This is a genomic window from Arthrobacter sp. 35W, assembly GCF_000482545.1.
GTDB lineage: Bacteria > Actinomycetota > Actinomycetes > Actinomycetales > Micrococcaceae > Specibacter.
In genome coordinates, this window is sequence record NZ_KI519455.1 from 1,032,301 (window position 1) to 1,053,496 (window position 21,196).

Genomic DNA, 21,196 nt, shown 5'->3' on the forward strand with positions numbered 1-21,196 from the left:
TTTTCCCTCATTCAGCGAAGACGGTGCGGTCCAGGAAGTCGTTGCGGAACTTTCCGGCCGGATCCAACCGTGCCGCCAATGCCTTGAAGTCGGCAAACTTCGGGTAGAGCGGAGCCAGCTCGGCGGCCCCGGCGGCAAACACCTTGCCCCAATGCGGGCGGGCGGCAAACGGCGCCAGGGCCGCCTCGATGGCCGGAAGCACCGCCTCGACCGCGCCCTGGTCCCGCTTCCAGGTCAGGTGCAGGCCGATGCCGTCGCGGCCGTAGTTGCCGCTCAGCCAGAGGTCGTCCGCGGCAATGGTGCGGATCTCGGACACGAGCAGCAGCGGGGAGATGGTGTCCGAGAGGGCGCGCATCGCCGTGATCGCCGCCACGGCATGCCCGCGGCCCACCAGGTACTCGGACTGGATTTCATCGCCATTGCTGGGCAGGTAGTCCATCCGGAAGTGCGCCAGCCTGTCGGCCCACGGGCCCTGGACGCCGCGCTGCTCGGTGCAGTTCTCCGCCGACACCCCCGGCAGCGGGTGCATCGGCTGCCCTGCCGCCGTGCCGCCAAAGAGCGACGCCGGCCACGCGGCGGGGCCGGCGCCGCCCACGCGCTCCTTGAACCACGCCTGGCCCACCGTCTCGCCGCGCCAGTCCGTGAACAGGCTGACGGAATAGGCGGCGGAGGTCACGCTGTCCAGGTCCGCCAGCACCTGGTCCCAGGGCAGGTCCAGGTAGACGTGCTGGGCCACCGTGAACAGCGGCTCGATGCGCAGGGTCACCTCCGTGACGATGCCCAGGGCGCCCACGCCCACCACATAGGCCGGGAAGTCCGCCGTCGTACTGCGGCCGACGGTGCGGACGCGGCCGGCGGCGTCGACGAAGCGCAGGCCCACGACGGCGGTGGCCAGGTTCCCATTTCCGTCCCCGGAGCCGTGCGTCGCCGTGGCAATGGCGCCGCCCACGGAGATGTGCGGCAGGGAGGCCAGGTTGTGCAGGGCAAAACCGCGCCCGGCCAGCTCCGTGGCCACCGTCCCGTACGTGGCGCCGGCACCGACGGTGGCCGTCAGGGCCTCCTCGTCGATGGTGATGGCGGCCGGCAGCCGGTCCAGGCACACCAGCGTGCCGGCGGTGTCGGCGATGGCGTTGAACGAGTGGCGCGACCCCAGCGCCCGGACCCTCGCCGAACCGGCCACCAGCGCCGCCAGCTCGTCCTCGGATTCCGGGTGGTGGATCCCCGCGGCCCCGTAGTGGTGGTTGCCGGCCCAGTTGGATTCAACGGTCCTCTGCTGCACGGGCATGACTGCTCCTTTGGTGGTGTGAACGATCGATTTTTGGTGTTTGACACAACATATCAGCTTTCGGTCTCGATTTCCCTAGGCCTTTCCAACAATTCATGGACCCGAGCGGGAAGTAATCCCCTGGGAAAAATCTCTTGACTTCCCGAAAAAACCTAATATGTTTGACACCAGAACTTATTAATTTAGAAACCAACAACCACCTCACCTTGGAGCATTCAATGGCGATCCAGCCCACCCGTGACGACAAGTTTTCCTTCGGCCTCTGGACGGTGGGTTGGGAAGCCCAGGACCAGTTCGGCTCCGCCACCCGGCCGCCGCTGGACACCGTTGAAGCCGTCAAGCGGCTCAATGACCTGGGCGCCTACGGCGTCACCTTCCATGACAACGACCTCTTCCCCTTCGACGCCACGCCCGCCCAGCGGCGGGCCGAGATCGACCGCCTGAAAGTCTCCCTGGAGGCCACTGGCCTCGTCGTGCCCATGGTCACCACCAACCTCTTCAGCCACCCGGTGTTCAAGGATGGCGGATTCACCAGCAATGACCGCGGCGTGCGCCGTTTCGCCCTGCGAAAGGTACTGGAGAACATCGACCTCGCCGCCGAGCTGGGCGCCCAGACCTTTGTGATGTGGGGCGGGCGCGAGGGCAGCGAATACGACGCTGCGAAGGACATCCGCGGGGCGCTGGAGCGCTACCGCGAGGCCGTGAACCTGCTGGGCGACTACGTCACAGACAAGGGCTACGACATCCGCTTCGCCATCGAACCCAAGCCGAACGAACCCCGCGGCGACATCCTGCTGCCCACTCTGGGCCATGCACTGGCGTTCATCGAAACCCTGGAACGACCCGAACTGGTGGGCATCAACCCGGAGACCGGCCACGAGCAGATGGCCGGGCTGAACTTCACCCACGGCATCGCCCAGGCCCTCTACCAGGGCAAGCTGTTCCACATCGACCTCAACGGCCAGCGCAGCATCAAGTTCGACCAGGACCTGGTGTTCGGCCACGGCGACCTGCAGAACGCGTTTTCGCTGGTTGACCTGCTGGAAAACGGCGGCCCCAATGGCGGTCCCGCCTACGACGGCCCGCGCCACTTCGACTACAAGCCCTCGCGCACCGAGGACATCAATGGTGTCTGGGACTCCGCCGCGGCCAATATGCAGACCTACCTGCTGCTCAAGGAGCGCGCCAAGGCTTTCCGCGCCGACCCCGAAGTCCAGGCAGCCTTGGCCAGCTCGCGCGTCGAGGAGATAAACCAGCCCACATTGAACCCGGGCGAGGGCTACGAGCAGCTCCTGGCGGACAAGAGTGCCTATGAAGAGTTCGATGCCGATGCCTACTTTGGCGGCAAGGGCTTCGGTTTCGTGAAGCTCCAGCAGCTCTTCATCGAGCACCTGCTCGGCGCCCGCTAAACGCCATGGTGCTCGTTGCCGGGATCGATTCATCCACCCAAAGCTGCAAGGTGCTCATCCTGGAGGCCGCCACCGGGAAGCTGGTGCGCTCCGGCCGCGCCGGCCACCCGGACGGCACGGAGGTGGACCCCAATCTGTGGTGGCGGGCACTGGAAGACGCCATTGCCGACGCCGGCGGGCTGGCAGATGTTGCAGCGGTGTCGGTGGCGGGCCAACAGCACGGGATGGTGCTGCTCGACGCCGCCGGGGAGGTCATCCGCCCCGCCCTGCTGTGGAATGACACCCGCTCGGCGGGCGCGGCCTCCGCGCTGGTGGCGGAAATCGGCGCAGACGCACTTGCGCGCCGATGCGGATCGGTCCCGGTGGCCTCGATCACCGCCACCAAGCTGCGCTGGGTGCGTGACAACGAGCCCGGCAACGCCGCCCGCGTGGCCGCCGTCACGCTCCCCCACGACTGGCTCTCCTGGCGCCTGCGCGGCTACGGGCCCGGCGGCAGCCCGCTCGGACCGGATCTGGAGGCGCTGGTGACGGACCGCTCCGACGCCAGCGGCACCGGGTACTTTTCGCCGCGGGAAAACGCCTACGATCTTGACCTCTTTGAAACGGCCCTGGGCCGTCCGGCTCGTGAGGCGTCCACAACGGCTGCCGAGCCGGAGCGGCGGATCGTGCTGCCGCGCGTCGCCGCACCGTGGGAGGACATCGGCGCGGTCCACCCCGCATTGTTCGAGGGCGTCGGTGATGGCGCCGTACGCGTGGGTCCCGGGGCCGGCGACAACGCCGCCGGAGCGTTGGGGCTGGGGGCCGCCGCCGGTGACGTGGTGGTGTCCGTCGGGACCAGTGGCACGGTGTTTGCCGTGTCCGCGGCCTCCGCAGCGGATCCCACCGGCACGGTGGCCGGGTTCTCCGATGCATCGGGCGCCTTCCTGCCCATCGCCGTGACGCTGAATGCGGCCCGCGTGCTCAGCACCATGGCCGAGGTTCTGGGCGTCGACTTCGATGGCCTCGCCACGTTGGCTCTGGCTGCGGCCCCAGGCAGCTCCGGCGTCGTGCTGCTGCCCTGGTTCGAAGGCGAGCGGACGCCCAACCTGCCCGAGGCAACGGCCAGCTTCCATGGCCTGTCCATTGCCTCTTCGACGCGGGAGAACTTTGCCCGGGCCGCCATCGAGGGCATGCTGTGCGGCCTCGCCGGCGGGTTGGACGCCATCACAGCCATGGATGTCCCCGTGGAGCGGATCCTGCTCATTGGCGGCGCCGTGCAGAACACCGCCGTTCAGGTGGTCGCGGGCCAGGTGTTTGATGCACCCCTGGTGGTGCCGCAGCCGGGTGAATACGTTGCCCGCGGAGCCGCGGTCCAGGCGGCGTGGGTGGTGGACGGCCGTCGGCCCGCGTGGAAAGTGGCCACCGTCGAGTCACCGCCGGCGGACTTCCGCCCGGAAATCAGGGCACAATACCGCCAGGCCGCCTTCGCCCGGTGACCCGGGCTTGTCAAAAACCCGTCGTGGCAACAGGTACTTTGGCCTGGATTTCCTCGCCGTCCGCGTGGCTGTAGGCCGTCACAATCCGGCCGCGGCCCAGACCGCTGATCGAGGAGGCGGGGAAGCTGGCCCGCACCTTGGTGCCGTCGCTGTGGACGCCCGAATGGTCGTGGTGCTCCTGGTCGACCTGGTCATGGTTGAAGGTCGAGAAATCGACCACATTGCCATCCATGAACTCGATGGACAGCCGCCGCTGGTGGGAGTAGTCCGAGCTGGCGGCCATCAGCCCCAGCAGGTAGCTCCCATGGGTCGGCAATGACTTGTCGAGGACAAATTCAACCCGGATGACGTCGCCAAGTTCCTCGGCGGTTACCTCGGTCAATTGCGCAACGCCCATGGCCGCAGTCCCTTCGTTGGAGTCGCTAATGGGAGCGTAGCACCGGGTCCGCCGCGGCGCAGCGGGTTGGCCAGGAATTCATCTGATTGGAATGATCGGCGCTATTGGCCGCTGGGCCGGATGATCCGCCGGGCCGTGGCGGCGGCGATGGCGGCCGTCCTGTTGTCCACGCCCAGCTTGGCGTAGATGTGCACCAGATGGGTCTTCACCGTCGCCTCGGAAATGAACAGCGCCCGTGCCATCGCCCGGTTGCCCATCCCCGTGGCCAGCAGCTCCAGCAGCTCCACCTCCCGCGGAGACAGGGCCGGTTCCGGGTTGCGGATCCGGCCCATCAGCCGGGCGGCCACCTCCGGCGACAGCGCCGTCTGGCCCGCGGCTGCCGACTGCACGGCGGCGCGGATCTGCTCGGGAGGTGCGTCCTTGAGCATGTAGCCGCTGGCCCCTGCCTCCACGGCGGCAAGGATGTCGGCATCGGTGTCGAAGGTGGTCAGAATCAGCACCGGCGGCGGAGATTCCAGCGCGCGGATCTTCGCCGTCGCACTCACGCCATCCAGGCCCGGCCCCATCTGCAGGTCCATCAGCACCACATCCACCGGCTCGCCCAGAAGCCGGAGCCGTTCGATCTCGGCCACGGCGGCAGCTCCTTCGGGGGCCTCGGCCACCACCGTCATCCCCTCGAAGCCGGACAGCATGGCCCGCAGTCCGGCCCGCACCACGGGGTGGTCGTCCACCAGCAGAATCCTGATTTCAGCCACGTGATGCCTCCATGGTGGGGTCCTCCTCGGTGGGGGCGGTGCCGCTGATGGGCAGCCGGATGGCCACCACTGCGCCCTCCCCCGGGGCAGATTCAAGGTCAAGGGTGCCGTGCTGGGCCGCCACCCGCTCGCGCAGGGACCGCAGCCCAAATCCGCTGCCGTCGCTGCGCGGGGCCACGGCTTCGCCGGCGGCGGGCACCTGGAAGCCGACGCCGTCGTCGTAGATGTCCAGCGTCACCTCGGTGCCCAGGTAGGCCAGAGTGACGACGGCGGTGGTGGCGTGCGCATGCACCCACACATTCGCCAGGCTCGCCTGGGCGGCCCGCAGCAGCGTGACCTTCAGCGGCTGCTCGAGGTCCACCGGGGCACCCTCCACCCGGAAGCAGCAGCGCAGCCCCACCCCGCGGGCGGCAGCCTCGAGCTCCGTCTTGGTGCACAGCCGGCGCAGGCTGGCCACGAGCGTGTCCTCTTCAGGTTCCGCCGCCGCAGCGGTGCCGGCCGGACCGGGCGCGGCCGGCACCGACGGCGCGCCCTCGACCGCCGTCCGGCCCTCCGGCGCCGGATCCTTGGGCGCCGGATCCGCTGCTGGACCAGGGGCGGGCCGTGCGGGCGTGAGCAGCGGCGAGGACAGTCCGCGCACAAAATTGCGGGCCTCGGCCAGATTCTCGCTGGCGGTCTGGCGGACCATCGCGAGGCTCTCCGCGGTGGAGGCGATGTCTCCGCCGGCCAGGGACTTCTCCGCGGCGCGGGACACCAGCACAATCGAGGAGAAACCCTGGGCCAGGGTGTCGTGGATTTCGCGGGCCAGCCTGCCGCGTTCGGCCAGCACGCCCGCCTCATGCTGCGTCGCGGCCAGTTCGGCGCGCGTCCGGCGCAGTTCCTCGGCCGCGAGGCGCTGGTTTTCGCTCTCGCGGTAGAGCAGTTTGTAGGCGTAGCTGGTGGCCACCGCAAAGGCGGCGCCGATCACCGGGCCCACGACGGCCGCCGTCGCCGGGGAGCCGCCGCCGGCCCCGGCCTGCGCCCACACCACCGCGGCAGTCATCAGCGCCACCGTCGCCAGCCCCACGGCCCGTGGCAGTAGATGCAGATGCAGGAAGAACAGCGGGAACGCCAGCCAGGAAAACTCCGCATGGCCGGCCAGCAGCAGCCCCCACAGGGCCGTCACCACGGCCAGCCAGAGAACGGCGTAGCGGGAAGGATCCAACCGCCCGCGGCCGGCGGAAAAGCGCTTCTCCGCGACGGTGCCCGCCAAATAGACGGCCGCCAGGACCAGCGCGCCGATGAGCAGCAGATAGCGTTCGGGGCGTTCCATGCCGCCCGCCAGCAGCCGCAGCACGGCCACCCCCAGCAGCACGGCGAAGGCAACATGCAGGGCGACCCGCAGGAATCGAAGGATCGAAGCACTGGACGTTGGGGCAGGGTCCTGGGCAGACATGCCACCAGCTTAGGCGCTGGCGCCCCCGCCAGGGTCAACCAATTGGTTGACCCGCTGATCAACCACCCGTCCCGTGGCAACCATCCACTCCCACGATCCGCCGGCGCCCGATCAACGGGAGGCTGGATACAGGCCCGGGAAATGCTTCGGGCACCGTCTCCGGCCCCACCCACGGGCCGCCAGAGAAAGAGGAATCCGCCGTGTTTCTGGCCCTCCGCGACATCCGTTTTGCCAAGGGGCGCTTCGCCCTCATGGGCGGTGTGGTTGCCCTGATCAGCCTCCTGCTGGTGCTCCTGTCCGGCCTGACGGCGGGGCTCGGCAACCAGTCCACCTCCGCCTTGGCGAACCTCGGAGCGCCCTCCGGCAAGCTGGTGGACCGCATCGCCTTCGGGGCGCCGGGTGCCAACGATCCCGAGGTCTCCTTCACCGAAAGCCAGGTGACGGGCGCCCAGATGGACGCCTGGTCCGCCACCGACGGCGTGGCCTCGGCCTCGGCACTGGGGATCAGCCAAACCCGTTTCCAGGGCAGCGGCGACGCGAAGGGGACGGCCAACGTCGCCGTCTTCGGTGTGGCCCCGGACAGCTCTCTCGCGCCCGCCCCCGTGGCCGACGGCGCCGTCGTCATCAGCAGCTCCGTGGCGAAGGACCTTGGCCTGGCACCGGGCGACATGGCGACGGTGGGTGGACGCGAACTGCGCATCAGCGCCGTCACCGCCGACGACTGGTACTCCCACACCCCCGTGGTGTGGACGTCCCTGCAGGACTGGTCGGCACTGGCCCACCTGAGCGACCCGGAGCAGGTGGGCACCGCCGTCGCCGTCGTCTACAACGACGGCGTGGACGGAACCGCCGTTGCGGCAGCTGCCGACGATGCAGCGCACACCACCAGCACCACCCGCACCGGCGCCTTCCAGGGGCTCGGCGGCTACAAGAGCGAAAACGGGTCGCTGCTGATGATGCAGGGCTTCCTCTACGGCATCTCAGCCCTGGTGATCGTCGCCTTCCTGACCGTGTGGACCGTCCAGCGCACCCGCGACATCGCGGTGCTCAAGGCCATGGGCGCCTCCTCCGGCTACCTGCTGCGCGACGCCCTCACACAGGCCGCCCTGGTGCTGCTCGCCGGCGCCGCCGCAGGAGGTCTGGTGGGTCTGGCCGGTGGCATGGCCGCCGCCAAGGCCGCGCCGTTCCTGATCAGCCCGGCAACGGTGCTGCTTCCCGTGGCAGGGATCGTCCTGCTGGGCCTGGCCGGAGCCGCCCTGGCCGTCCGCCGCGTCACCAAGGTCGATCCGCTCCTGGCCCTCGGCGGCAGCTAAGCCGCCCCGCCGGTCGAGCCGCCCCGCTGGTCGAGCCTGTCGAGACCCCCCATTCCACCCGCCAAAGGAACCCCATGAACACCACAGCAGCCCTGACCCTCGTCAACACCACCCTGCAGTACCCCGACGGCGCCGATGTGCTCACCGCCCTGGACAGCGTCAACCTCCGTGTGGAGGCTGGCCAGTTCCTCTCGTTGGTCGGCCCCTCGGGCTCGGGCAAGTCCAGCCTGCTGGCCACCGCCGCCACCCTGGTCCGCCCCACCAGCGGTCTGGTGCTCATCGACGGCGTGGACACCAGTGCCCTGTCCGAAAAGGACCGCACGGCACTGCGCCGGGACAAGATCGGCATCATCTTCCAGCAGCCCAATCTGCTGCCCTCGCTCACGGCGGCCGAGCAGCTTGTCATTGCCGACCACCTGCGCGGCAAGGCACTGCGCGATGCCCGGGCCAAGGCTGCCGAGCTGCTCGACGTCGTCGGGCTCTCCACCGAGGCGCACAAGCGCCCCCACCAGCTTTCCGGCGGCCAGCGCCAGCGCGTCAACATCGCCCGGGCCTTGATGGGGAAGCCCTCGGTGCTGCTGGTGGATGAGCCGACGGCGGCTCTGGACCACGAGCGCAGCGAGGCCATTGTGCGCCTGCTGCGCCGCATCACGGACGAGTTCGCCGTGGCCACCGTGATGGTCACCCACGACACCGAGTTTGTGCCGCTGACCGACGCCGTGGCCACCATGCGCGACGGCGTCCTCAGCACCGCCATCCCCGCCGTCCCCTGACCCAACTGAGTGACAGTTATGACACGTTCGCGGGAGCGGAACGTGTCATAACTGTCACCTACTTGGGCTGGCTGGTGAGGAGTGCCTCGTCCTGGGCGTCGTCGTACTCGTCCCGGGCTATGAGCATGGCCGGCACATTCGACTCGGCCCAGGCTCGCAGGGCCGCCAGCGGCTCGAGGAGCGTGGCGCCCAGGGGCGTCAGTTCATAGTCGACGCGCGGGGGCACCTGGGCGAAGACCGTCCGCTTCAGCAGACCATCCCGTTCCAGGGCCCGCAGCGTTTGGGTCAGCACCTTGGGCGTGACCACGCTGACCATGGACTTCAGCTGGGAAAAGCGCAGCGGACCGTCGGCCAGAACCTGGATGACCAGAGACGCCCATTTGTCACCGATGCGGGCGAAGACCACCCGCGACGGGCAGGCGGGGTCGAAAATGTTGGCTGGCGCACTCATGGTATCCACGCGGTAAGTATATTTCCTTGAAACCCCTAGTATCAAATGGATACTGTTGTGTCATCAGAACGGCTGAGACATCAGCACGGCACGCCAGTACAACCTAGGGAGTCCATCATGAAGATTGCAGTTTTCGGAGCCACCGGAATGGTCGGATCGCAGATCACCGCAGAGGCCCTGCGCCGCGGCCACCAGGTCACCGCCGCATCCCGCCGCGGTGCCATCGTTGAGGGTGCCGAGGCAGCCACGCCCGTGGCAGCGGAGGTGGGCGACGCCGCCGCCGTCGCCGCGCTGGCCGCCACCCACGACGCCGTCGTCCTGGCCACCGGCCCCAGCCGCACCGGTGGCAGCCACCAGGAATGGCTCGATGCCATCAACACCGCCCTGGGCGCCGTGGGCAGCACCCGCGTCTTCGTCATCGGCGGTGCAGGCGCGTTGACCATCGATGGCACCCGTCTGGTGGACCTGCCCGACTTCCCCGAGGCCTACAAGCCCGAGGCGCTGACCATGGCCGCCCTGTACGAAGCCGTCAAGGCCACGCCCGACTCGGTGGATTGGACCATGCAGGCTCCGGCGCCGGCCATCTTCCCCGGTGAGCGCACCGGCAGCTACAAACTGGGCACCGACTCCCCCGTGGGCGAGAGCATCACCACTGCCGACTTTGCCGTGGCGGCGCTGGATGAGCTGGAAACCCCTGCCCACCGCCGCAGCCGCTACACCGTCGCCAACTGAGTGACACTTATCGCACGTTCTGCGCCCCGGAACGTGCGATAAGTGTCACCTAGTTGGGCCGCGGGGCGGGTGGGGCAGGGTCAGGACAGGCCGAGGGCGGGGGCGGCGAGCCCGAAGACGTCGTGCAGGGCGCCGCGGGCCGCGAACCAGCCGCACAGTCCATGCACCGCAGGTCCCGGCGGGGTGGAGGATGAGCACAGGTAGACCCCGTCCGCCGGCGTCTTCCAGGGGTTGGTGGACACCACCGGCCGCTTGATGAGCTGGGGCAGGGTCAGGGCGCCTGCACTGAAATCGCCGCCAATGTAGTTCGGGTTGTACCGGGAATACTGCTCCGCCGTGATGGTGTTCGTGGCCAGGATGACGTCGCGGAAACCCGGGGCAAACCGCTCGATCTGGCGCACCACGGCCTCCGCCATGTCCACCGTAGACCCGGCCGGAACATGGCAGTACGTCCACAGCACGCCCTGGCCCGACGGCGCCCGGCTGGGGTCCAGCGTCGAGGGCTGGCTGAGCAGCACATAGGGGTTGCTGGGGTGCTTCCCGGCGGCCACCTCCGCCTCGGACCGGGCCAGGGCGCCCCGGCTTCCGCCCAGATGCACAGTAGGTGCCTGCGCCAACTCCGGATTGGTCCACGGCACCGGGCCCGAGAGGGCAAAGTCCACCTTGCAGGCGCCGTTCCCGTACCTGAAGGACGCCAGAGAGCGTAGATATGCAGCCGGCAGCTCGGCCCCGGCAATGTCCGCCAGGGCCTGGGCCGACACGTCCAGCAGCAGCGCCTTGGCCCGCGTCGCCGCGCGGAGCTGTGCAGTGCTGGCAACCATCGTGTCCAGCACGATGTCGCCGCCATGGGCGCGCAGATCATCGGCCATCGCGTCCACAATGGCCTGCGAGCCACCCACCGGAACCGGCCAGCCGCGCCCATGGGCATGGGCGCCCAGCAGCATGCCGGCGCCCGCACTGGCCAGCCGCGGCATCCGGCCCAGGGCATGGGCGTTGACACCGGAAATCATCGCCGGAGCCACATCCTCGCGGAAGCGCGCATTCCACAGCGGGCTGCCCTGTTCCAGCGTCCGCAGGCCGTAGACCGCTGCAGCCAGCGGGTGCCGCGGCATCCGCAGCAGCTGGTTCTGGGTGAAGTCCGTGACGCCGTCCAGCATGCGCACCAGCGGCGCGTACAGCGCACGGTAGGCCCCGCCGTCGCGCCCCAAACCGGCGGCAGTGCGCTCCAGATCCCGGTACGCAATGCCGGCCCGCCCGCCGTCGAGCGGATGGCCGAAGGAGACCTCCGGAACCAGCAGGTGGATCCGCTTCTGAAGCTCAAAGGCCTGGAAGAACGGCGAGGCGAGCGCCATCGGGTGCACCGCCGAGCAGACGTCGTGGACAAAACCCTCCAGCGTAAGCTCGGCGCTGCGGGCGCCGCCGCCGATGGTGGCGGCCTGTTCATAGACCCGCACCTTCAGGCCGGCGCGGGCCAGCGTGACGGCAGCGGCCAGGCCATTGGGCCCGGCCCCCACCACCACCGCATCGAAGGTGTCAGCCATGGACGGCGGAGGACTCGGCGTCGTCATCGGGGGCTGGCGGTACGGCACGGCGCGCGGCCGGCGGCAGCAGCACCACGTCGTCGGCGAATTCCAGCACACCGCCCTGCGGATCGTCCGCACCGGCCCGGCGCACCACGTCAAAGCCCGGGTCCAGCACATCCCTCACCACCAGGCCGACGACGGCGATCGTGGCCAGGCCGTAGAGCAGTGCGGCCAGGACAAAGTAGGGCATATCGATGGCATGCTGCGCGTTCACACCGCCCAGTTCCCGGCCGAGGAACAGCATCAAGGCGAGGAAGTGCAGCACGGCGGCCACCTGCCACAGCAGCACGGCCCGCCATTTGGGGTGGGCCAGCGCCAGCAGTGGCAGCAGCCACACGGCCTGCTCCGGGGCGGCGTGCTTGTCGGTCAACGTGTACGCGGCCACCAGCAGGAAGGCCAGCTGCCCCACGCGCGGCCGGCGTGCGGCACCGAGCGCCAGCCACGCCACCAGCAGCACGCAGATGGCCAGCAGCACGGCCTGCAGGGTATTGGCCGCGGGCACCTCCAGCCGGGGCAGGCCAAGCTGGGAAGCCACCAGATTCCAGGCGCCGTAGAGCGAGGAGCTGCTGGGCTGGGCATTGACGCCACCGCTGACATACGCGGTCCAGGCCGGCGCGTTGGATACCAGGATTGTCAGCACCGGCAGCAGCCAGGCGGCGGCGGCCGCCGCCACGGTTTCCAGGCCGCGGACCAGCCGCCCGGCCCGCAGTGAGAGCAGCACCATCGCCACCACCACCAGCAATGCGTAGGGCGCAAAGCCCGCGGCCAGGCCCAGTACGGCTCCGGCGGCGAAGGTCCGTTTCCGGGCGAAGAGCAGCAGGCCCACGGCAACCAGCGCACCGGCCCAAAGGTCCCAGCCGGTGAAGGCGGCAAAGAGCAGCAGGGGGCTCGCGGCCACAATGGCTGCATCCCAGGGGCGGCGGCGCATGCTGCGGGCCAGGGCCACCACGGTGGCCAGCCAGGCCACCGTCAGCAGGGCCGCATTCAGATCAAAGAAGGCCAGCTGGCGCAGCGCCCCGGTGCCGGCCGGTGCCGTCAGCCACGCAGTGATCCCGGCGATGATGCCTGCCAGCGGTGGGCTGTCGAAGCCGGCACCGGGGCTGAAGAAGGGGAAGAACACCGACAGATTGTGCTCAACAAAGGAGTTGGGGATGCCCGACCAGCAGGTGGTGGAGTATTGGTCCGGCGTGGTCCAGCCCGCCTCGCGGCAGTGGAATTTGAAGAGCAGCGCCACAAAGGCGGAGGCCACCACCATAGCCACCAGAACACGTTCCACGGTGAAGAACCCCGGGTCCACGATGCCCGGCGCCGTCCGCCGGCCCAGCGGACCGCCGACCGCCTCCGTCACTTTCGACAACAGCGAATCGCTGCGGGAGGGGACAACGATGCGGGCTCGTTTTACGGGTGCCTGGCGGTGGGAATCCTGCATGGCTTTGAGCATACCCGCAGGCCGACGGCGGCCAGGTGGGCCGCATGCAACGCGGCAGCCGGTCAGGCCCGGGAGCCGGATTTCTCCCCAGCATGGCAGGAATTCCCCCCATCCGATGTCACACTTTGATGATTCCACCGTCTTTCCCTGCAGGGCCCCAACGTGGGGTCTCCGGAAAGAAGGAACCACCCATGCTTAACCTCGTTATCTTTGACTTCCCTTTTGGGGGCCCCTTCGGCGCTGAAATGGCAGCTGCCTTCGCGCCGCTGGCCGCCGAAATCGACAAGCAGCCCGGCCTCATCTGGAAGGTTTGGACGGAGAAGCGGGGCGAGAACGCCGCCGGTGGCGTCTACCTCTTCGCCGACGCTGCTGCCGCCGACGATTTCATCAAACTGCACTCGGCCCGGCTGGAATCCTTGGGCGTCAAGGATGTGGCCATCAACCGCCATGACGTCAACGAACAGCTCTCTGCGATCACGAACGCTTCGCTGAGCCGGGACTAGCATCCTCTCTGCCTTCGAGGAGGCGTTTGCGGGCCCGGGATATCCGCTGCCGTGCAGCGGCAGCGGATATCTGCAGGCGGTCGGCGATCTCGGGGGCGGTCAGCCGTTCCGCCACACTGAGGACCAGCGGTTCCCGCAGCGTGGCCGGGAGATCTTGGATGGCGCGCAATGCGCCGTCGAGGGTCTCCCGGATCTCAACTTCGCGGCGGACGCTGCGGGGATCTTCGAAGCTTTCATCGAGCGGCACCAGCGAGGACCGGGCCTGCTGGCGGGCGAGGTCGATCGCCGCGTTTCGGGCAATCCTGTCCAGCCAGGCGCACATCTGGCCGGGTTCGGAAGACTGCAAGGTGTCGATGGAACGCCAGGCCCGCAGCAAGGCCGTTTGGGCCACATCCTGGGCGTCGTCCGGTGCCACGCCAAGGGAAATGCTTCGACGGCGAAGCCTGTCGGGTTGGCCGGAAATCATGGCGACAAGCGACGATCGAGAATCCCGGCCGCCATTGGCGGTTTCATCGAAACCCATGGGACACCAACCGTCTGGAAATGGGGAAGGGCCAGTCAACAGGCCCCAAGGCAATGGTAGAACAGCCGCGAACTGCCAGTGCCAGGGTTAAAACAAAGCAGCCCACGCGTGTCAGCGTGGGCTGCTTCACAAGTTGGCCCAGGGCCGCTGTCGCGGCCGGTGGTGGCCGGGGGTGTGGAATGGGTAATGGACATTCCGGCACCTCCCTTCAGGGAGAAGGCGTTCTGGCACCTAGCGGATGTTCATGATGGTGAGCGTCAGAATCTCCTTCTGGTGCTGTTCGCGGGATCGTTCGATCCGGTCCTGGTCGACGGGAGCGAAGAAGACCCGCTTGATGCTGGAGAGCGAGGACAGAGGCTGCATGGTTGCCACCTCCTTTCCTTGTGTCGATATGCGGGACAAATGAACAATTGGCGCGTGTTCGTGAATTAGGCGCGGCAAATAAAGCCCATTTCTTTTGGTGAAAAGGCGGAATTTGGGCATAAAAAAGCGCGAGTGGTTTTATGCCGGGGTTCGAACACCGTACGGAAGGCCTCAAGGAGTGCAGGTGCCGCCAGAGCAGCACAATGGTGCTGATTCTTGGAGGGCAGGCCAGCAGCCTACAAGGCCGGGCCGAGGGCTACGCTGCGGAGGATTCCGTTACGAGGCGCGTCGGGCGCGGCCAGAAAAGGCCAGTACAATGCCGAACTCTGCGGTCTGGGTTGTAATCATCATGGCCTCCTTTTCTTCTGGTGCGCGGACGTCCAGGGCGACTGCCGTGGACCACTAGTAAACCTACCCCATAACTGAAGCAGATGGGAAGGAAGTTGCAAAGATTTGTTTATATTTCTTTATGCGATGGTCCCGGGCCGCTTATGCGGTGCTGCGGCCCGGGCATTCCACGTGGTTAGCGGACGCTCGTTAGAGGCCCCAAGCCTCGATGGCGGGCGTCTTCTTGTCCCAGCCCAGCATGCACACCTTGGCCGTGCCGAGCAGGAAATGCCGGCCCTCGCGGGCATCCAATTCCAGCCAGCGTGCGGCCATCACCCGCAGGAAGTGGCCGTGGGCCACCAGCAGTGCGTTGCGCACAGTGGTTCCGTCGGGCTGCGGCCCCTGGACGCGGGCGATGATGGAATCCGCGCGGGCCGCCACCTCCTGAAGCGTTTCGCCGTTGGGCACGCCGTCGTTCCAGATCAGATAGCCCGGATTGTCCCGGCGCACATCGGCGGAGTTGATGCCCTCGTAGTCGCCATAGTTCCATTCGACGGCGGCGGGCTCCACCAGCGCGTCGGGGAAGCCGGCCAGGGCCGCTGTGGTCCGTGCGCGCTGCAGCGGCGAGGTGAGCACCAGGTCGAAGTCGACGCCGGCCAGGGCCGGGACCGCCGAGCGTGCCTGCTCCTCGCCCGCGGCCGTCAACGGCAGGTCCGTCAGCCCTGTGTACTGTCCGCTGCGCGACCACTCGGTTTCCCCGTGGCGCAGCAGCCACAGCTTGGGCATGATCGGCTCCGGCGTTGTACCCGGCTCTGCGGTGCTGCTCACGATGGGCTCCTTGGTGATCGGGGTGGCGGCCGGGCGGCTGCCCGGGACCAGCCGTTGGGTGGTCGTTGCTGCCGAAGGGGAAAGCTAGTCTGCCGCCGCTGGCTCGACGGCGGGTGCCGACTCCGGCTGCTCGGCCCACCACGCTCGAAGCCTACGCTCGGCTTCCTCGGGGCTCAACGGGCCGTGCTCCATCCGCTCCTCGAGCAGGAATTTGTAGGCCTTGCCCACCACCGGGGACGGGCGCAGGCCCAGCATCGCCATGATCTGCGCGCCGTCCAGGTCCGGGCGGATGGAGGCCAGCTCCTCCTGCTCGGCGAGCACTGACACGCGCTGCTCCAGATCGTCATAGGCAAAGGAGAGCCTGTCGGCCTTGCGCTGGTTGCGGGTGGTGACGTCGGAGCGGATCAGTCGGTGCAGGCGCTCCAGCAGCGGACCGGCGTCGTTCACATAGCGGCGCACCGCCGAGTCGGTCCAGCCGGCGTCTCCATAGCCGTAGAAGCGCATGTGCAGCTCCACCAGCCGGGCCACGGCCTTGATGGAATCGTTGTCGAAGCGCAGCGCCTTCATGCGCTTGGCCGTCAGCTTGGCACCCACCACATCGTGGTGGCGGAAGCTCACGGCGCCGCCCGCCTCAAAGCGGCGCGTGGCCGGCTTGCCGATGTCGTGCATCAGCGCGGCGAAGCGCAGCACAAAGTCAGGACCCGGCACGGGGCCGTCCGGGCCGGTCTCCAGGGAGGCTGCCTGTTCCAGCACCTGCAGCGAGTGCTGGTAGACATCCTTGTGCCGGTGGTGCTCATCCGTTTCCAGCTTTAGGGCCGTCACCTCGGGCAGCACGATCTCGGCCAGCCCGGTCTCCACCAGAATGTCGATGCCGGCCCGCGGGTGCGCCCCGCAGATGAGCTTGACCAGTTCATCGCGCACTCGTTCGGCGGAGATGATGCTGATGCGCTCGGCCATGGCCGTCATGGCCGCGTGGACGTCGGGGTGCACGTCGATGCCCAGCTGGGAGGCAAAGCGGGCGGCACGCATCATGCGCAGCGGATCGTCAGAGAAGGAGGATTCGGGCGAGGCCGGCGTGCGCAGCAGCCCCGCGGCCAGGTCCTTGGCGCCACCGTAGGGGTCCACCAGCTCGAGCTGGGGCAGGCGCAGCGCCATGGAGTTGATGGTGAAGTCGCGGCGCTGCAGATCGTCTTCCAACGAGCTGCCGAACGCCACCATGGGCTTGCGGGAGTCGGCGTCGTAGGCCTCAGCGCGGTAGGTGGTGACCTCGATCATCAGCGGCACCTTGTTGGCGCCGCGCTTGCGGAAGCCGATGGTGCCGAACGCGCGCCCCACTTCCCAGTGCGAATCCGCCCACTTCTTGGCCACGGCGAGGATCTCATCCGGGGTGGCATTGGTGGTGAAATCCAGGTCCGGCGAGGTGCGGCCCAGGAACAGGTCGCGGACCGGCCCACCCACCAGGGAAAGTTCGTAGCCGGCGTCGGCAAAGAGCTGGCCCAGTTCAAGAACTGCGGGGTCTAACGATGAACTATCCAGAACGTCTTCCATAGTCCTTTAAGGATGCCAGACTTTTGCGCGCACTCCCCGTGCGGGGGCATGGCCGGGACCCCCTTGGCACCGCGCCACGGGGCGCGCGGAGGCGGCGTGGATCTGTCATCATCGGTTGCCAAAGGTAGCTAGAGTGGTCTCCATGGTCCACCCAGTACCCAGCGCCCCGAAGAGGACACCGTTGCCATCGGCAATCGGTGCCCACGTGGCGCCCACGGGTGGTCAGCCTGCCTCCCAGCTGCCCACGGTGGAGGAAATCTCTGCCGGCGGTGTCGTGGTGGACAAGCACGACGGCGGTCTGCGGGTTGCGATCATCGCCCGCCTGAACCGCGGCGGACGTCTGGAGTGGTGCCTGCCCAAGGGCCACCCCGAGGGCGTGGAGAACCACCAGCAGGCAGCGGTGCGGGAGATTGAAGAGGAGACGGGCATCCGCGGCGATGTGCTGGCTCCGCTGGGCAGCATCGACTATTGGTTCACCGTCAGCGGCCACCGCGTGCACAAGACGGTGCACCACTTCCTGCTGCGCGCCACCGGCGGCTACCTGACCATCGAGAACGATCCGGACCACGAGGCCGTGGATGTGGCCTGGGTTCCGCTGGCCGATCTTGGCCGCCGGCTCTCCTTCCCCAATGAGCGCCGCATCGCGGACCTGGCCCGGGAACTCCTCCCCGCCGACTTCTGATCCCGGCCCGCGCCCCAAGTGAGAAGATGGGGACGATGGCTAATCAGACTGATACACGCACGCCCGAAGAGGCTCCACAGGACCATTCGCCCCAGCGGGCGGCCCGGTCCAGCGCCGTCATGGCCGTGGGCACGCTCGCCTCGCGCATCCTGGGGTTCCTCAAGGGCATCATCCTGGGTGTGGCAGTCGGCGGCACCGTCGTGGCCAACATCTTCGAGTCCGCCAACCAGGTGCCCAACATCATCTACCTGATGCTGGCCGGCGGCGTCTTCAATGTGGTCCTCATTCCGCAGATCGTGAAGGCGTCCAAACTGCCGGACCGCGGCGCCGACTACATCTCGCGGCTGCTGACGTTGGCGCTGATAGCCCTGCTGGTGATCACCGCCCTGGTCACGGCCCTCGCCGGGCCTTTGACCCAGCTGCTGACCCAGGGCTACTCGCCGGGCCAGATGCGGATCGCCATCGCCTTCTCCCTCTTGCTGCTGCCGCAGATCTTCTTCTACGGCCTCTACGCGCTGCTGGGCCAGATCCTGAACGCGCACAATTCCTTTGCCGCCTATGCCTGGGCGCCGGTGGTCAACAACATCGTCGCCATCGGCGGCCTGCTGGCGTTCATCGCCGTGAGCGGCACTGCCAAGAACGCCGACATCACCGTCGACAGCTGGACCACCGGACAAACACTGCTGCTGGCCGGCACCGCCACGCTGGGCATCGTCATCCAGTCATTGGTGCTCATCTGGCCGGTCAAGAAGCTCGGCCTGAAGCTCAAGCCCACCTTCGGCTTCCGCGGCACCGGGTTGGGTGCCACCGGCAGGATCGCCACCTGGTCCATGGCGACCATGATCGTGGGAAACCTCAGCTTCCTGCTGATTGGCAAGATCGCCACCATCGCCACGGGCGCCCAGCCGGACGGGGAAATCACGGCCGCCAACAGCATCCCCGGCTCCTACGCGCTGTCCCGTGCCAGCGAGGTGTACATCATGCCGCACTCGGTCATCGCGCTCTCGATTGCCACGGTGATGTTCACCCAAATGGCCCACGCCGCCGCCAGCCACGACACGGCAGGCGTGCGCACCGCTGTCTCCCGCGCCCTGCGGTCCACCGGTGCCGCCACGGTGTTTGCCGCCGTCGCGCTGCTGGTCCTCGCCGGCCCGTTTGGCATGCTCTTCAGCGGCGGGCAGGAATTTGCCGGGCGCCAGGTGGCCATCACGCTGGCCATCCTGGCCGTGGGCTCCCCGTTCCTGAGCATCAACTTCATCCTCAACCGGGTGTTCTATGCCGCCGAGAATGCCAAGACGCCCTTTGTCATCCAGACCATCATGGTGGTCTTCGGCGTCGTCACGGCCCTGCTTGCCGCGCTTCTTCCGCCGTCGTGGATCATCTACGCGCTGGCCCTTTGCTACACCGTGGCCGACATCGTGGCAGTGGTCATCAGCCACTACTTCCTCAAGGCAAAGATCGGCGACTACGGCGGCGGCCAGATCCTCAAGGCCCACATGCGGTTCCTGCTCGCGGCCTTGGTGGCCGGTGTGGCCGGCGACGGGCTCCTGTGGCTGATGGGTGGATTCACCAACGGCGGCTTCCCCTGGCAGTCCATTGAGAACGCTGCCGTGACCCTTGCCGTGGTGGGCGCCTTCATGGCCGTCGTCTACTTCGTGATGCTGAAGCTGCTGCGCGTGCAGGAGCTCAATGAACTGCTCAACCCAATTTTGGGCAGGCTCCGCGGCCGGGCACCGGGCCGCTAAACTCCTGTTCGCGTAAGATCAGAAACGAATACGGCTTGTGCGGGCTTCACCTCACAAGCTTTGGGGCAGTATGAGGAGGAACCGGTGCCACAACCCGTTGACGTGGGCTCCGTGCTGGGCGGCCGCTACAAGGTAACAGCCCATGTGGTGGTTTCCGCAGAGCACGACGTCGTACTGGATGGCATCGACCAGGTGCTCAACCGTCCGGTCAGCATTCTGCTTGCCGCCCCGGAAAACTCCGACCACCTTGCCCAAAGCGCCCGGGAGGTGGCCACCGGCGAACGCCAGGCCAATGTCTCCATTCTGGACCTGGGCAAGAGCGACGGCGCCACCTACCTGATTGCCAACCAGACTCCTGCGGCCGAGCTGCTGGACCTCGTGGTGCCCACCGCTCCGTATGTGGAGCCCTTCTTCACCGACACCCTGGGCACCGAAATCTTCGGCGCCCCCCGTGCCGCCGCCCCCGGTCCGCAGGGCGCCTACGACTACGTCTATGAAGACGACTCTCCGGTGGCGGCACCGGCCGCAGGCCTCGGACGGCCGTCCATGCCCCCGCTGCCCGCCGCTCCGCCGGCTCCGCCGCGTTCGCGCCCCGCCACGGCCCCCACCAGCATCCCCGGCGCTGCAGCTGCCGCCGCCCGCCCCGAGGCAACCGCCCCCGTGCCGCACACACCGCTCCCGGCTGAGAAGCCCAAGGTGTCCCTGTGGACGGAAGAGGACTACGAACAGGACGACTACGCAGCCGAGCCTGCCATCGTTCCGGCGAAGGCTGCCCCTGCCCCGGCACCCCGTGCCGCAGCACCGGTCCAAACGGCCCGCGCCGCCGCCACCCTCCCCGCCCCCGTGCGCGAGGCCAGCGACTTCTATGACGATGACGACGACGTCGAGAACGCGCCGCGCACCAGCGGACGCTGGCTGACCGGCGGCATCGTGGCCATCCTGATCGTCGCCGCACTGATCTTCGCCCTCACCAACATCAGCTCGCTCTTTGGCAGCAGCCCCACCGCAGCCCCCCAGCCGAGCCAGACCCAGGGCACCACCACCAGTGGCGGCAGCGAATCCTCCGCCGCACCCAGCGCCACTGCGCCCGTACCGCCCGTCATCAACCAGGTGACGCGGTACATGCCCGAGGCGCCGTCCGTCGGCGACCAGTTCGACTACCGCCTCCCGCAGATGTTCGACCAGAACCCGGGCACCTTCTGGACCACGCTGGAATTCTCCAACGACAGCTTTGCCGGCCTCGCGGACAGCATCAACCTGATCGTTGAGCTCAAGGCCCCGTCGGACATCTCCTCCATCACGCTGAGCCAGATCGGTGGCTCCGGTGGTGCGTTCAACGTCCTCACCAACACCGCCCCCACCATGGACGGCGCCACCACCATTGGCTCCGGCAGCTTCAGCGCCCCGGACTTCACCTTGAAGGCTCCGGCCGGCACCAAGGCGCAGTATGTGATCATCAACTTCACCCAGCTGCCGCGGATCTCACCGTTCGTCACCTACCCGTACAGCATCAAGATCGCCGAAATCGGCATCAAGTAGTTCCTTCTTTCCCGGTAGTCTGATGGGGAGACTCCCATCCGTGCGGAATATTGGGCCCCCCTGCGCCGTTGTGCAGGGGGCAAGCCTGTTTTTGGACGGCC

The 21,196-nt window shown here is 67.9% G+C and carries 20 protein-coding genes; 9 read left to right on the forward strand and 11 right to left on the reverse strand.

What is annotated here, in order from left to right; genetic code table 11:
- Positions 1-7: 7 nt before the first annotated feature.
- Positions 8-1,285, reverse strand: a complete 1,278-nt coding sequence (locus tag K254_RS0116850; protein ID WP_026556356.1) for an FAD-binding protein — start codon at positions 1,283-1,285, stop codon at positions 8-10.
- A gap of 218 nt (positions 1,286-1,503) precedes the next feature.
- On the opposite strand from K254_RS0116850, the gene xylA reads away from it, so the two are divergent.
- Both xylA and xylB read left to right on the forward strand, forming a co-directional pair.
- Entirely contained in the window at positions 1,504-2,694 is a 1,191-nt protein-coding gene (xylA, locus tag K254_RS0116855; protein ID WP_026556357.1) for a xylose isomerase, read from the forward strand.
- Positions 2,695-2,699: 5 nt separating this feature from the next.
- Positions 2,700-4,169 (forward strand): xylulokinase, encoded by a 1,470-nt coding sequence (xylB, locus tag K254_RS0116860; protein WP_026556358.1) that lies wholly within the window; start codon positions 2,700-2,702, stop codon positions 4,167-4,169.
- A gap of 10 nt (positions 4,170-4,179) precedes the next feature.
- Here the strand turns inward: xylB and K254_RS0116865 are convergent, their stop codons facing one another.
- From K254_RS0116865 to K254_RS0116875, 3 genes are all read right to left on the reverse strand, one after another.
- Complete coding sequence (locus K254_RS0116865) at positions 4,180-4,566, reverse strand: hypothetical protein (RefSeq protein WP_051389323.1); 387 nt, start codon at positions 4,564-4,566, stop codon at positions 4,180-4,182.
- 101 nt (positions 4,567-4,667) lie between these two features.
- Positions 4,668-5,321: a response regulator gene (locus K254_RS0116870; protein WP_026556360.1), complete on the reverse strand. Its 654-nt coding sequence runs from the start codon at positions 5,319-5,321 to the stop codon at positions 4,668-4,670.
- Entirely contained in the window at positions 5,314-6,756 is a 1,443-nt protein-coding gene (locus K254_RS0116875) for a sensor histidine kinase (RefSeq protein WP_026556361.1), read from the reverse strand. Before K254_RS0116875 ends, K254_RS0116870 begins: the two co-directional genes overlap by 8 nt.
- 200 nt (positions 6,757-6,956) lie before the next feature.
- Here K254_RS0116875 and K254_RS0116880 point away from each other — a divergent pair, with 200 nt between their 5' ends.
- Together K254_RS0116880 and K254_RS0116885 are read left to right on the forward strand one after the other, a co-directional pair.
- Positions 6,957-8,069: an ABC transporter permease gene (locus tag K254_RS0116880; RefSeq protein ID WP_026556362.1), complete on the forward strand. Its 1,113-nt coding sequence runs from the start codon at positions 6,957-6,959 to the stop codon at positions 8,067-8,069.
- Positions 8,070-8,143: 74 nt separating this feature from the next.
- A complete protein-coding gene (locus tag K254_RS0116885) occupies positions 8,144-8,842 on the forward strand; it encodes an ABC transporter ATP-binding protein (RefSeq protein WP_026556363.1) in 699 nt (232 codons plus the stop codon).
- A 58-nt stretch (positions 8,843-8,900) separates the two neighbouring features.
- Here the strand turns inward: K254_RS0116885 and K254_RS0116890 are convergent, their stop codons facing one another.
- Complete coding sequence (locus tag K254_RS0116890) at positions 8,901-9,302, reverse strand: winged helix-turn-helix transcriptional regulator (RefSeq protein ID WP_026556364.1); 402 nt, start codon at positions 9,300-9,302, stop codon at positions 8,901-8,903.
- 108 nt (positions 9,303-9,410) lie between these two features.
- Here K254_RS0116890 and K254_RS0116895 point away from each other — a divergent pair, with 108 nt between their 5' ends.
- A complete protein-coding gene (locus tag K254_RS0116895; protein ID WP_026556365.1) occupies positions 9,411-10,025 on the forward strand; it encodes an NAD(P)-dependent oxidoreductase in 615 nt (204 codons plus the stop codon).
- Positions 10,026-10,105: 80 nt separating this feature from the next.
- Here K254_RS0116895 and K254_RS0116900 read toward each other — a convergent pair whose 3' ends face one another.
- Together K254_RS0116900 and K254_RS0116905 are read right to left on the reverse strand one after the other, a co-directional pair.
- Positions 10,106-11,566 carry a phytoene desaturase family protein gene (locus K254_RS0116900; RefSeq protein WP_026556366.1) on the reverse strand — a complete coding sequence of 487 codons (1,461 nt, stop codon included), beginning with the start codon at positions 11,564-11,566 and terminating at the stop codon, positions 10,106-10,108.
- Positions 11,559-13,037: a glycosyltransferase 87 family protein gene (locus tag K254_RS0116905; RefSeq protein WP_026556367.1), complete on the reverse strand. Its 1,479-nt coding sequence runs from the start codon at positions 13,035-13,037 to the stop codon at positions 11,559-11,561. The genes K254_RS0116900 and K254_RS0116905 overlap by 8 nt, the downstream gene beginning before the upstream one ends.
- A 191-nt stretch (positions 13,038-13,228) precedes the next feature.
- Between K254_RS0116905 and K254_RS0116910 the strand changes: the two genes are divergently transcribed.
- The gene (locus K254_RS0116910) at positions 13,229-13,540 is read left to right on the forward strand and encodes a monooxygenase (RefSeq protein WP_026556368.1); all 312 of its coding nucleotides are present in this window, start codon (positions 13,229-13,231) and stop codon (positions 13,538-13,540) included.
- On the opposite strand, the gene K254_RS23805 is transcribed toward K254_RS0116910, so the two are convergent.
- From K254_RS23805 to K254_RS0116935, 4 genes are all read right to left on the reverse strand, one after another.
- Complete coding sequence (locus K254_RS23805) at positions 13,512-14,006, reverse strand: RNA polymerase sigma factor (protein ID WP_231391891.1); 495 nt, start codon at positions 14,004-14,006, stop codon at positions 13,512-13,514. The two genes, K254_RS0116910 and K254_RS23805, sit on opposite strands and share 29 nt — an antisense overlap.
- 288 nt (positions 14,007-14,294) lie before the next feature.
- Positions 14,295-14,435, reverse strand: a complete 141-nt coding sequence (locus K254_RS25805) for a hypothetical protein (RefSeq protein WP_155848606.1) — start codon at positions 14,433-14,435, stop codon at positions 14,295-14,297.
- 528 nt (positions 14,436-14,963) lie between these two features.
- A complete protein-coding gene (locus tag K254_RS0116925) occupies positions 14,964-15,539 on the reverse strand; it encodes a histidine phosphatase family protein (protein ID WP_035750839.1) in 576 nt (191 codons plus the stop codon).
- Positions 15,540-15,665: 126 nt separating this feature from the next.
- On the reverse strand, positions 15,666-17,129 hold the full coding sequence (locus tag K254_RS0116935) for a CCA tRNA nucleotidyltransferase (RefSeq protein ID WP_026556370.1): 1,464 nt from the start codon (positions 17,127-17,129) through the stop codon (positions 15,666-15,668).
- Between the two features lie 142 nt (positions 17,130-17,271).
- On the opposite strand from K254_RS0116935, the gene K254_RS0116940 reads away from it, so the two are divergent.
- From K254_RS0116940 to K254_RS0116950, 3 genes are all read left to right on the forward strand, one after another.
- On the forward strand, positions 17,272-17,811 hold the full coding sequence (locus K254_RS0116940) for an NUDIX hydrolase (RefSeq protein WP_196810990.1): 540 nt from the start codon (positions 17,272-17,274) through the stop codon (positions 17,809-17,811).
- Positions 17,812-17,846: 35 nt separating this feature from the next.
- Positions 17,847-19,556, forward strand: a complete 1,710-nt coding sequence (murJ, locus tag K254_RS23810) for a murein biosynthesis integral membrane protein MurJ (protein WP_196810991.1) — start codon at positions 17,847-17,849, stop codon at positions 19,554-19,556.
- Between the two features lie 84 nt (positions 19,557-19,640).
- Positions 19,641-21,095, forward strand: coding sequence for a hypothetical protein (locus K254_RS0116950; protein WP_035750283.1), 1,455 nt, complete (start codon positions 19,641-19,643; stop codon positions 21,093-21,095).
- The last annotated feature ends 101 nt before the right edge of the window (positions 21,096-21,196 follow it).